Annotated in this window: 13 protein-coding genes; 7 read left to right on the top strand and 6 right to left on the bottom strand. The window is 63.3% G+C overall.

Features of this window, described 5'->3' with window-relative positions; translation table 11 throughout:
- Positions 1-103: 103 nt before the first annotated feature.
- From FNU79_RS15455 to FNU79_RS15440, 4 genes are all read right to left on the bottom strand, one after another.
- A complete protein-coding gene (locus FNU79_RS15455; protein ID WP_143721702.1) occupies positions 104-1,285 on the bottom strand; it encodes an acetyl-CoA C-acyltransferase in 1,182 nt (393 codons plus the stop codon).
- Entirely contained in the window at positions 1,278-2,417 is a 1,140-nt protein-coding gene (locus FNU79_RS15450; RefSeq protein WP_143721701.1) for a glycosyltransferase family 4 protein, read from the bottom strand. The genes FNU79_RS15455 and FNU79_RS15450 overlap by 8 nt, the downstream gene beginning before the upstream one ends.
- Positions 2,418-2,852, bottom strand: a complete 435-nt coding sequence (locus FNU79_RS15445; RefSeq protein ID WP_143721700.1) for a GNAT family N-acetyltransferase — start codon at positions 2,850-2,852, stop codon at positions 2,418-2,420.
- A 138-nt stretch (positions 2,853-2,990) separates the two neighbouring features.
- Positions 2,991-5,066 carry a 3-hydroxyacyl-CoA dehydrogenase NAD-binding domain-containing protein gene (locus tag FNU79_RS15440; protein ID WP_143721699.1) on the bottom strand — a complete coding sequence of 692 codons (2,076 nt, stop codon included), beginning with the start codon at positions 5,064-5,066 and terminating at the stop codon, positions 2,991-2,993.
- Between the two features lie 213 nt (positions 5,067-5,279).
- On the opposite strand from FNU79_RS15440, the gene FNU79_RS15435 reads away from it, so the two are divergent.
- The 4 genes from FNU79_RS15435 to FNU79_RS15420 all read left to right on the top strand — a co-directional run bounded on the left by FNU79_RS15435 (position 5,280) and on the right by FNU79_RS15420 (position 8,454).
- Positions 5,280-6,275 (top strand): quinone oxidoreductase family protein, encoded by a 996-nt coding sequence (locus FNU79_RS15435; protein ID WP_225430113.1) that lies wholly within the window; start codon positions 5,280-5,282, stop codon positions 6,273-6,275.
- Positions 6,276-6,278: 3 nt separating this feature from the next.
- Positions 6,279-6,686, top strand: a complete 408-nt coding sequence (locus FNU79_RS15430; protein ID WP_143721698.1) for a VOC family protein — start codon at positions 6,279-6,281, stop codon at positions 6,684-6,686.
- Between the two features lie 61 nt (positions 6,687-6,747).
- Positions 6,748-7,542 carry a 5'/3'-nucleotidase SurE gene (gene surE / locus FNU79_RS15425; protein WP_143721697.1) on the top strand — a complete coding sequence of 265 codons (795 nt, stop codon included), beginning with the start codon at positions 6,748-6,750 and terminating at the stop codon, positions 7,540-7,542.
- 39 nt (positions 7,543-7,581) lie between these two features.
- Positions 7,582-8,454 (top strand): hypothetical protein, encoded by an 873-nt coding sequence (locus tag FNU79_RS15420; RefSeq protein ID WP_143721696.1) that lies wholly within the window; start codon positions 7,582-7,584, stop codon positions 8,452-8,454.
- 8 nt (positions 8,455-8,462) lie between these two features.
- Here the strand turns inward: FNU79_RS15420 and FNU79_RS15415 are convergent, their stop codons facing one another.
- Entirely contained in the window at positions 8,463-8,654 is a 192-nt protein-coding gene (locus tag FNU79_RS15415) for a hypothetical protein (RefSeq protein WP_143721695.1), read from the bottom strand.
- A gap of 81 nt (positions 8,655-8,735) precedes the next feature.
- Here FNU79_RS15415 and FNU79_RS15410 point away from each other — a divergent pair, with 81 nt between their 5' ends.
- The 3 genes from FNU79_RS15410 (at position 8,736) to FNU79_RS15400 (ending at position 10,054) form a co-directional block, all read left to right on the top strand.
- Positions 8,736-9,215, top strand: a complete 480-nt coding sequence (locus FNU79_RS15410; RefSeq protein ID WP_143721694.1) for a hypothetical protein — start codon at positions 8,736-8,738, stop codon at positions 9,213-9,215.
- Positions 9,216-9,320: 105 nt separating this feature from the next.
- Positions 9,321-9,638: a PadR family transcriptional regulator gene (locus FNU79_RS15405; RefSeq protein WP_143721693.1), complete on the top strand. Its 318-nt coding sequence runs from the start codon at positions 9,321-9,323 to the stop codon at positions 9,636-9,638.
- Positions 9,639-9,661: 23 nt separating this feature from the next.
- On the top strand, positions 9,662-10,054 hold the full coding sequence (locus FNU79_RS15400) for a hypothetical protein (RefSeq protein ID WP_143721692.1): 393 nt from the start codon (positions 9,662-9,664) through the stop codon (positions 10,052-10,054).
- Between the two features lie 113 nt (positions 10,055-10,167).
- Here the strand turns inward: FNU79_RS15400 and FNU79_RS15395 are convergent, their stop codons facing one another.
- The gene (locus FNU79_RS15395) at positions 10,168-10,881 is read right to left on the bottom strand and encodes a tetratricopeptide repeat protein (RefSeq protein ID WP_143721691.1); all 714 of its coding nucleotides are present in this window, start codon (positions 10,879-10,881) and stop codon (positions 10,168-10,170) included.
- Between the last annotated feature and the right edge of the window lie 29 nt (positions 10,882-10,910).

Genomic DNA, 10,910 nt, shown 5'->3' with positions numbered 1-10,910 from the left:
TCCACCGTGGAAACCGCCCGTCTGCGGGGTCAGGATCCCGTCGACGTCTTGATGTCCTTGCGCTGCTGACCTTCTACAAGCCGCTAATCAGATACCATCCACCTTACAACACCTCGAACAACCCCGCTGCGCCCATGCCGCCGCCGACGCACATGGTCACGACCACATGCTTCGCGCCCCGGCGTTTGCCTTCCAAGAGGGCGTGTCCGGTGAGGCGTGCGCCGCTCATGCCGTAAGGGTGGCCGATAGAAATGCTGCCGCCGTTGACGTTGTACTTTTCGGGGTCGATGCCCAACTTGTCGCGGCAGTAGAGCGCCTGCACCGCGAACGCCTCATTGAGTTCCCACAAATCGATGTCGTCCACGGTCAGACCGTGGCGCTTGAGCAGACGCGGCACCGCGAAGACCGGCCCGATGCCCATCTCGTCGGGTTCGCAGCCGTGAACGGCGAAGCCTTTGAACAGGCCGAGGGGCGCGAGGCCACGCTCACGGGCGAGGTCAGCGCTCATGACCACGCAGGCCGACGCGCCGTCGCTGAGCTGCGAGGCGTTGCCCGCCGTGATGACGCCGCCCTCGAAGACCGGCTTGAGCTTTTGCAACCCTTCCAGCGTGGTATCGGGGCGGTTGCCCTCGTCGAGCTTGAGCGTCACTTCTTTATCGGAAATCTCGCCGGTGGCCTTGTCCTGCACCTTCATGCTGGCGGTGTACGGCACGATCTCGTCGTCGAACTTGCCCGCCTGCTGGGCGGCGGCGGTGCGCTGCTGGCTTCTCAAGGCGTACTCGTCCTGCGCGTCACGCGAAATGCCGTAGCGCTTCGAGACATTTTCCGCCGTTTCCAGCATCGACATGTAGATGGCGGGCTTGTGTTCCATCAGCCACTCGCCGCGCAGCCGGAACTTGTTGGAATGCTCGTTCTGGGTCAGGCTGATGCTCTCCAGCCCACCCGCCACGATGATGTCGCCCTGCCCGGCCATGACGCTGTTGGCGGCTATAGCGATGGCGTTGAGGCCGCTGGAGCAAAACCGGTTGACGGTCACACCCGACACGCTGACCGGGAATCCGGCCCGCAGCGCGATCTGGCGGGCAATGTTGCTGCCGGTCGCGCCTTCGGGGTTGCCCGCGCCCATGATCACGTCTTCGATCTCAGACGGATCAACGCCCGCCCGTTTTACGGCGTGGCTGACGGCATGTGCGCCCATGTCGGAGCCGTGGGTGTCGTTGAGGTAGCCCCGGTAGGCCTTGCCGATGGGGGTGCGGGCGGTGGAAACAATGACAGCTTCAGGCATGGTGGAACTCCTTTGGTTGAGAGGGCTTGGATGCATTGGCTTGCGTTGAGACGGGAGAAGCGGCAGAAAGTAAAAGTCGGGCCAGCCCCGCTGCTGTGTGCTGGGGCGTGTGCGCGGCCAGCACCCGCGCCCGCGCCGCCGCCCCCATCTGGCGGGCACGTTCGGGACTCGCCGACAGGCGGAGCAACGCCAGCGCCAGCAGGTGCGGGGCAGGCGGTACCAGCAGACCCGACACGCCGTCCTCGACGAGTTCGGCCTGTGCGGGAATCGGCGTGGTGATGATCGGCAGGCCGGAAGCCATCGCCTCCAAAGTCACCAGCGACTGGTTTTCGGCCAGCGTGGGCTGGAGCAGCGCGTCGGCGGCGCGGTAGAGGGCAGGCATGTCATGGCGGCGGCCCAGAAAGCGGACGTTGCTGAGACGGGCCAGCCGTTTGAACTGCACGGCCAGCTTGCCCAGCAGTGAGTCCATATCGCCCACGAACACGAAATCAAGGTCGCGGGCGTGCCGGGCCGAGCGCAGCGCCGCCCACTGGTTTTTTTCCAGCACGAAGCGGCCCGGCACCAGCACCGTGAAGCGGGTAAAGCCCAACTCGGCGCGGAGGGCGGCGCGTTCCTGCTGTGTGGCAGGCTGGAACCGCTCCACTTCCACCCCATTCTTTACAAAACCGGAGGCGGGAAGCTTGAAGCGGCGCAGCCAGTCGTCGGCCCACTGCGAGACGGTCAGCACGCCGCTGGCAGAGCGCATGCCCCAGCCTTTGGTCAGCCGAAAGCCCAGCCGGTAAAAGGCCCGCAGGCCCAGCGGATAAAAGAACTCCAGCTGGTCATGAATGACCACCCAGCGCGGCTCGGCCAGCTGCGGGAAGAGGTGGGCGTAGGTGAGCAGCCCCCAGGCGTGCATCACTCGCAGGTCGAAGTCGCGGGTCAGGACGGGCAATTCAGCGAGCCGCTCGAAGCGGGTCACAGGGAGGCCCGCCGCCGTCAGCCGCTCAGCGAAGGTGTCCAAGGCCACTCCCACCGGCACAAACACCGCCGGAGCAATGCCCAGCGCTGGCAGATGCGGTAGCACGCTGAGCAGCCACACTTCGCTGCCCGCCACTCGCGGCGCGTCGGTGAGGAAGGCAACGTTGAGCACCTAAGCATTCTCCTGGCCGAGCGGGAAAACGGAAATCTGGCAGGTGTCTTCCTCGCCGCCCACTGCCGAATACAGGCGGCGGGCGGCCACATTGTCCGGCTCGGTCAGCGTCCAGGCTGCCACGCAGCCCAGCGTGCGGGCGTGCTCTAGCAACGTGTCCATCAGCCGCCGCCCCAGCCCTTGCCCCTGATAAGCGTCCGACACGCCCACCTCGTTGATGAACAGTTCCGGCGGCTTGTCGGGGTGGACATAGTGGACGCCAGACGCCATGCCCACCACCGTTTCCCCGTCCAGCGCGGCGGCCAGATGGTGCCGGGCATCCGCGAAAAACTCTGCCGTCCAGCGCGGGTCAGGTGGATTGTCAAACACGTCTGGGGCGAGATGATTGAGAATATGGGCCTCGTTGGGGTTGAGGACTCGAACTTGGATGGTCATAAGGCTTGAGCAGTGAATTTGACTTGAAGTTGAGCATCCAGCGACCCGGACACCCGCAGCACTTCCAGCGAGTGTTCCCAATAAAAGGGATGGGTCAAGCGACTGACCGCCGAGCGATGGCTACCGATATTTTTGCACTCACCCCCGCCCCGCCCCCTTGTCCCACCCCGCAAACGTTCCCCCCGCATCGGCCAATTGCTTCAGCAAAGGCGCGGGCGTCTGGCCGTACTGCTCCAGATCGGCCACCACATTCTTCAGGCCTTGCTCGTCGGCGTACTGCATCGGGCCGCCCCGGTAGGCCGGGAAGCCGTAACCGTAGATGTAGATCACGTCGATGTCACCGGCCCGCTGGGCAATGCCTTCTTCCAGAATCTTCGCGCCTTCATTGACGAGACTGTAGGTCAGGCGTTTGGCGGCCTCTTCCTGACCGACTTCACGGGGCGTAATACCCTGCTCGGCGCGGTAGTTGGAGAGAAGCTGCGTGACTTCGGCATTCGGCTTGGGCTTGCGGTCTTCGCCGTAATCGTAGATGCCCGCCGCCGTTTTCTGACCCTTGCGGCCCTTTTCCACGATCCGGTCGAGCCAGCCGTCCGGTTTGGGCTTACCCGCGACCTTGGCCTGATGCTGGCGAATGGCGTAACCGATGTCCAGCCCGGCCATATCGCCCATCTGGAATGGCCCCATCGGGAGTCCCAGCCCGTTCATGGCGGCGTCCACGTCCTGCGGGGCCGCGCCCGCTTCCACCAGTTGCCGGGCTTCGTCGCTGTAGCGGTGAATCATCCGGTTGCCGACGAAGCCGTCACAGACGCCCACCACCACGCCGACTTTCTTGATCTTCTTGGCCAGCGCCATGCTGGTCGCCAGCACCGAAGCCGAGGTCTTGTCGGCCCGCACGATCTCCAGCAATTTCATCACGTTGGCAGGGCTGAAAAAGTGCAATCCGATCACACTTTCGGGGCGCTTGGTGACGCTGGCGATCTCGTTCACGTCCAAGGTTGACGTGTTGGACGCCAGAATCGCGCCGGGCTTGGCAATGCCGTCCAGCTTGGTGAAGATGTCCTTCTTAACGTCCATGTTCTCAAACACCGCTTCGATGATGATGTCAGCGTCTTTGAGGTCAGCCATGTCCAGGGTGGGCGTCAGCAGACCCATCCGCTTCTCGACGTCATCCTGGGTCATGCGGCCTTTCTTGGCGGTGTTCTCGTAGTTCTTGCGAATGGTCGCCAGGCCCCGGTCCAGGGCGTCCTGCGCGGTTTCCACGATCATCACCGGCATGCCCGCATTCAGGAAGTTCATGGCGATGCCGCCGCCCATCGTACCCGCGCCAATGATGCCCACCGACTTGATCTCGCTTTGCGGCGTGTCCTTGCCGAGGCCCGCGATCTTGCCCGCCTCGCGCTCGGCGAAGAAGATGTGGCGCAGCCCACGCGATTGCGGCGAGTCCTTGGCCTGCATGAATAAACTGGCCTCGGCGTCCCAGCCTTCCTGAAACGGCGTGGTGGTGGCCTTTTCGGCCAGGTCGATAATGAAACTGGGCGCGAGCTGACCCCGGTGGGTCTTCTTGATGCCTTCTCGGGCGGCGGCAAAGACTTCAGGGCTGCCCTCGGCGGTCTTCTCGCTGATGCGCGGCAGCGGGCGGGCGTCAGCGTGCGCCTCGGCAAACTTCACCGCACCCGTCAGCAGATCGCCGTCTACAATTTCGTCGACCAGTCCCAGCCCAGCCGCCTCGCTGGCTTTAATCGGGTTGCCCGACAGCATCATCTCCAGCGCCTTCTGAGCGCCGACCACACGCGGCAAACGCTGGGTGCCGCCCGCGCCCGGCAGCACGCCGAGTTTGACTTCTGGCAGGCCCAGCATGGCGTCCTTGACGGCCACCCGGTAGGTGCAGGCCAGCGCCACTTCCAGGCCGCCGCCGAGGGCCGTGCCGTGAATGGCGGCCACCGTCGGCTTGGCAAAGGCGTCCAGCCGCACGATGAAACCGCGCAGATCGGGCGACTGTTCGCGGGGCAGGTCGAAGGTCTTGATGTCGGCCCCGGCGATGAAGGTGCGCCCACCGCCGATGATGACCACCGACTTGATGGCCTGATCCTGCTCGGCGGCGTCCAGACCAGCGTGAAGGCCTTCCGGCACGCCCGGCGAGAAGGCGTTGACGGGCGGATTGTTGATGGTCAAAACGAGAACGTTGCCCTGGCGAATCTGGTCTACGATGCTCACGGTGCTACCTCCGGGGTGCGGTGTGGGTGAAGAGGGCTGAAACGCTCAACGTGTCTGATAGGTTGACTTGGCCCGCTCATGGTTTCACGCGCAGGCGAGCAGGTCAACCGCCGCCACTCACCGTTTGTTGCAACTCCGAGGCGAACACGGCGCTTACTGTACAACGTGCTCTCTCCTTCATCCGGGCGATCAGCAGGCGCTTAAAGTAGAGCCATGACCAATTCCGAGACCATGCGCCAAATCTGGGTAGAACAAACCGGCAACCCCGACGTGATGCAGCTGCGTGAAGTTGCCAAGCCCGAACCACGTGCGGGCCAAGTGCGCCTCAAAGTGCAGGCGGCGGGCATAAACTTTGCCGACGTACTGGCTGTCAAGGGTCAGTATCTGACGCCCACCAAGCTGCCACTGATTCCCGGCGGCGAGTTTGCCGGAACCATTGACGCGCTGGGCGAGGGCGTCACCGGCTTTGAAGTGGGCCAGCAAGTCGCCGCGCTGACTGGGCAAGGGGCTTTGCAGGAATACGCCATCGTTCCTCTGCGCGGCATCATTCCGGTGCCGGACGGTCTGGACGCCGCCGAAGCCGCCGCTTTTCCGGTGAGCTATTACACCGCCTTCATCACCCTGATCACTTTGGGCCGCGCCCAAAAAGGCGAAACGGTGCTGATTCAGGGCGCGGCGGGCGCACTCGGCACAGCGCTGATTCAGGTTGCCAAAGCGCTTGAACTCAACATCATTGCGCTGGCCAGCACCGACGCCAAGCTGAAAATAGCCGCCGACTTGGGAGCGCAGACGACCCTTAATTCCGAGCGCGAGGACATCGTGGAGGCGGTCAAGGAAGCGGCGGGCAGCGGCGGCGTCAACATTCTGGTGGAAATCACCGGCGGCGAGATGGTCGCCAAAAGCCTGAAGATGCTGGCCAACATGGGCCGCCTGATGATCGTGGGCGCGGCTAGCGGTGAGCAGGCCACCATCAATCCCGCTGCCCTGATGAAGAAAAACCTGAGCGTGACCGGCGTGTGGCTCACCCCGATGATGGGCGACCCGAGCATGGTCAGGGACGCGCTGGCCTTCTTTAATCCGCTGGTGGCGGCGGGCAAGCTGCGCCCACAAGTCGGCCCGCGTTACCCGCTTGAGCAGTCGGCGCAGGCGTTTCAGGACATCCTGGACCGCAAGACCACCGGCAAAGTCACCATCGAGCCGCAGAAGTAAGCGGTGCTTTCCCTCACGGCGCAGACCCGGATTCGTCTGGCGCGGCCCAGCCTCGATCTGGCCGCCGCCGAGCGCTTTTATGGGCGGGGCTTGGGCCTGGAGGTGCTGCACCAACACACGGCCACCGCTGACACCGAGTTCTCGCTGCTGATGCTGGGCCTGCCGGGAGCGACCTGGCACCTGGAGCTGACCCACTCGGCCCTGCACCGGACCGTACCCACGCCCAGCGCCGACGATTTGCTGGTGTTGTATCTGGGCGAAGTGGTCCCGGAAAGCACCGTCAAACACCTGGAAGCCTGCGGCGGCGTGCGGGTGGCGGCGCTCAATCCGTACTGGGATCAGTGGGGGGTGACGTTGGCTGACCCGGATGGCTACCGGCTGGTGCTGTGTATGCGGGAGTGGACGGCGTGAAGTTGGCAGGCTCGTCACTTCCTTCCCATTCCCCTGACCTCACCGCGCTAACCTGACGGCTATGACTTCTGACAACACCTCTGCCAGCACCTCGCCGCACCCCGCCCGCAAGCGCGTTCTGGTGGCCAACGACGACGGCATCTTCTCGCCCGGCATCAAGGCGCTGGCCCTTGCCATTGCCCGCATCGCTGACGTCGTGGTGGTCGCCCCCGACGTGGAGCAGAGCGGTGTCGGGCACGGCATCACCTTTCGCCGCCCGCTGCGCTTCAAACACACCAGAGCGGCGGGTTTCGGCGACATTCCGGCTTACCGAGTCGACGGCACGCCCGCCGACTGCGTGGTGCTGGGCGCAAACTTGCTGGGCCGCCCCGATATGGTGGTCAGCGGCATCAACCTGGGGGCCAACATGGGCGACGATTTGACCCATTCCGGCACGGTGGCGGCGGCGATTGAAGGCGTGTCGCTGGGCGTGCCGTCTATTGCCCTGAGCCAGATCAGCAACGGGGGAGAGTACGACTTCGCGGCGGGGGCCGACTACGCCGCCAAGTTGGTGGAGCGGGTGCTCAGGGAAGGCCTGCCGCCGCGCACCTTCCTCAATGTCAACATTCCGCCGGTCATCAAGGGCGTCCGCGTGACCCGCCTCTCCGATCACCGCTACGAAGACACGCTGGTGACGCGCCAAGACCCCGAGGGCCGTGATTACCACTGGGTATCGGGCAAGCCCCGCGCCGAGTATGCGGGCGACACCGACTTCGGCGCGGTGGAAGACGGCTTTATCAGCGTCACGCCGATTCGGATGGACTTGACGGCCCGCGACCTGATGAACCAAGTGGCGGGGTATTTGCCGGAGGTCTGAGCCTGCCCTCACGTTTATCTGCTGGCGTTACCCTGAAGTGTGAAGCGAAAGGTGCTGTTTCCAAGTTTGGTGGCGCTGCTGAGTGTTGGCGCGGCTGCTGCATGGGCAACGCCGGACAAGGTTGCTGAGTGCCGAGGCTCGGCCTATACCTGCAAGCTGCCCAATCCCAGTCCGCCGAAGGGCAAAAGCTGCGGCGGCGTCAACCGGCTCAAGAATCCGCTGACAGGCGGCTGCGCCTTTCCGCTGCTGGGGCCGGCTCCACTCGTGGACGGGCTGGGCGGCGTCATTGGCACGGCCAGTTCTCAGGGCATCTCGATCAACTACGGTCAGCGCAAGTTGATTCGCGTCAACGGCGTCACCGCTTCCTACGTGTTCGCCCTCGGCGTCCGCCTGCAAGAAGGAGACGCGGCAGGGAGCGCTTACGTGGTGTCCGGCTGGTTGCCGCTGAGCAGTGTCGCGCCGCAGGGCAACATGCCCGCCGCCATGCCGCAGGTGGCCGCGCCCACGTCGCCCCCCGGCCTACTGAAGCGCTACACCATCACGGGCGGCAGTGCCAAAATCAGAAGCCAGTACGCCGAATTCAAGGTGACACCCAGCGCGCCGTTGGGGCCGAATAGCCATCAGAACGTCGGCGATTACCTGTCGCGGCCTACTCCGAGCGGTCAGGGCGTGGTGAACTTCCTTTACAGCTTGCCCGGCTCCGGCGGCGTGGCCACCGATACTTTGCCGGTGGGCAGCGCGTTCGTGGCTGCCAGTGGAATTACTCCCCAAGCTGTACCGATGTACGACGGCCACACGCGGGTGGCTCAAAAAATGACCTTCGTCTACGGGCGCGTGCCTGACCGCTTGAGTGGCTGGCGCTACGGCTGGATCGCCCGCTGGGCCATCACGCCAGTCGAGGGAGGCAAGTGAATCTGAGTCTACTTCCTCACCACGTTCAGGCCGCTGATCTTGACTGGCGTGAGTGGAATCTTGCTCAGATCGTCTACCTTGCCGACATGGTAAACCAAGACGGTGGGGATGCCTACGGCTTCGGCGTCGGCCAGCGCCTCGGGCGTATCCACCAAACGCAAAGTGGCAGGAGAATTGAGAAGTTGCAGAGAGCCGTCCAACGCAAGGTCTCGGTACGGCCTTAAAAATTTTGGTCAGGCAGACGATTTGCCTCCAGCCGCCGCGCTATGCTGAAAGACAAGATGAATTCTTATCCAAGTTCCAACCAAAACAACAAGGGCGGACGCGGCACCACTGGGAAAGTGCTGCTGTGGGTCGCTCTCCTCCTGAGTGTGGCACTGCTCGGCTTCATGACCGTCTGGGCCGTTCGCAGCAACCCGCTTTACAGCAACGCCGAGGCCAACGGCCTGAGCAAATACAAGTTCATTGAGCAGTGCAAAGATAAGCTGGCCGATCAGTTGGGCGAGTTTGCCAAGCAGCCGGGTGGCGCTCCACTTGGCGCGTCCTATAACGCCCGCGATATTGTGAGCAGCGTCAACGAAGGCATCTCACAGCGCCCTCCCGCCAACTCCACCGCCCTCCCGCCGCGCATTCCGGGTTGGTCGATGGTCAGTCAGGTCAAGGTGAGCCGTGAAGGATTCGCCTCGCAAACCGTGCCGTTTGGTTGCCAATACGAAAAAGACAAGCAAGTGCAGCTTCAATTCCCGCTGGCTCAGCAGTAATCAGCGCAAAAAACCTCTTGGCCCTGTTGTGGGCCTTTTTCTTTGCCCAAACTGCGACAAATCACTTTCCGTACTCTCTTTATCAGTGTCTGATAAACTGCGTACATGGAAGCCAATTTGTTCAAGGGCAATTTAGACTTGATCGTGCTGAGCGTGCTGGAGGGCGGCGAGCGCTACGGCCTGGAAATCGGCAAAGAAGTGGACGCCCGCACGGACGGGTATTTGACACTCAATGCCGGAAGTCTGTACCCCGCTCTGCACCGCCTGGAAAAACAAGGTTGGGTGCTGGCTGAGGAAAAAGCCCCGCCCAGAGGTGGCCCGCAGGTGCGCTACTACACCCTGACCCCCACTGGAGCAGCCGAGCTCAAGCGCCGCCGCGACGCCTACCAGATTTTTGATCAAGCGCTGCGGGCGTTGTGGTAAAGGCTGCGGCGAGTGAATCAGAAATGCCTGCCGCTGTGCAAGCCTACTTGGCCGCTGCCACCCGGCATTTGCCGGGGCGGGCGCGGGCAGTGGTGGCCGCCGAGCTGTACGCCAACTTGTTTCAGCGGATGCTGGATCATTCGCTGAGCCTGAGCGGTGAGACAGCCAGTACCGAAGAAGCTTGGGCGGCGGCGCTGCGCGACTTCGGGCCGCCTCAGCACACGGCGCGAGCCTTTGCCAAAGTTCACCGCTGGCCTGCGCTGATCCGCACCGCTTTGGCCGTGCTGGCGCTGGGCAGCGCTGGCTACGCGGCGGCGAGGAGCGTGCACTGGCAAGCGCTGGGCTGGCCGCTTGTCCAGAGCCAAAGTGAGACTCAGTCGACCGGCAGCGACGCGCCTCAATACACGGCTCAGTAAGTCATCAGTAATGTTTCTCTCTGAACGAATTCAGTGGCGTACACAAGGACATTGATGCACAAAAAGCGGGGCGCATTCCTATTCGGACGCGCTCCGCTTTTTGTGCATTGAGCTTACCTCAAGCTGGCGAGTTTAGCTTTGCTGGCTTCCAAATCGCGCTTTGCCCAGAAGGTGTCGGCGGGCAAGGCGACCATCTTTTGAAGTTGGGCAGCGGCGGCGGTTTTGTTGTTTTGCAAAATCAGCGCGTTGGCGTATTCCATCTTGTGGCTGGGGTTGTTGGGTTCCAGCGCGATGGCTTTTTCGAAGTTGGGAGCGATCTCGCTTCGGTCAGCGCCAGTGGCGCGGGTGGCGATAAAGCCCTTGGCGGTCAGCTCGGCGTTCCATAAGCCCAGCGCCACGTAAGCTGCGGCCAAATTTTTATTCAGGTCAATGGCAGTGTCCAGCTCGCGCTTGACTTCACCGGCCAGGCCCAAGCTCTGCAAAATGCCGCTGTACTGCGCCAATCGGCCATCGGCGCGGGCCAGCTCAAAGTGGGCGTTGGCGCTTTTGGCGTCAAGACTAATAGCCTGCTTGGCGAGGTCTTGCGCTTTTTGAAACTGGGCCTTTTTCTGGTTGTCGGGCAGCAGCGCCGCGCCGAGGGTGTACGACTGAGCGGCCAGCGCGTAGCCCTCGGCGGTTTTGAGGCTGCTCGCCGTGCTGGCGGCGTCTTGCCACTTGCCTTGGTCGAGGAGCGCCTGGGCGTCAGGTAAGCCGGCGGCGAGGGTCTGGCCCAGCAGCAAGGCGGCGAGGGTGGTCAGCAGGCGTTTGTTGAGCACGGGTTTGGGCATAAGAAGTCCTCCGAGGGGCCATCAATGAG

Source organism: Deinococcus detaillensis, assembly GCF_007280555.1.
Taxonomy (GTDB): Bacteria; Deinococcota; Deinococci; order Deinococcales; family Deinococcaceae; genus Deinococcus; species Deinococcus detaillensis.
This window is presented reverse-complemented; position numbering and strand designations above follow the sequence as displayed.

What these genes read in the sequence shown, in the direction of transcription:
- FNU79_RS15435 (WP_225430113.1), top strand. Translation starts at nt 5,280, where the DNA reads ATGACCAATTCCGAGACCATGCGCCAAATCTGGGTAGAACAAACCGGC.
- FNU79_RS15410 (WP_143721694.1), top strand. Translation starts at nt 8,736, where the DNA reads ATGAATTCTTATCCAAGTTCCAACCAAAACAACAAGGGCGGACGCGGC.
- FNU79_RS15445 (WP_143721700.1), bottom strand. Translation starts at nt 2,852, where the DNA reads ATGACCATCCAAGTTCGAGTCCTCAACCCCAACGAGGCCCATATTCTC.
- FNU79_RS15405 (WP_143721693.1), top strand. Translation starts at nt 9,321, where the DNA reads ATGGAAGCCAATTTGTTCAAGGGCAATTTAGACTTGATCGTGCTGAGC.
- FNU79_RS15455 (WP_143721702.1), bottom strand. Translation starts at nt 1,285, where the DNA reads ATGCCTGAAGCTGTCATTGTTTCCACCGCCCGCACCCCCATCGGCAAG.
- FNU79_RS15400 (WP_143721692.1), top strand. Translation starts at nt 9,662, where the DNA reads ATGCCTGCCGCTGTGCAAGCCTACTTGGCCGCTGCCACCCGGCATTTG.
- FNU79_RS15395 (WP_143721691.1), bottom strand. Translation starts at nt 10,881, where the DNA reads ATGCCCAAACCCGTGCTCAACAAACGCCTGCTGACCACCCTCGCCGCC.
- surE (WP_143721697.1), top strand. Translation starts at nt 6,748, where the DNA reads ATGACTTCTGACAACACCTCTGCCAGCACCTCGCCGCACCCCGCCCGC.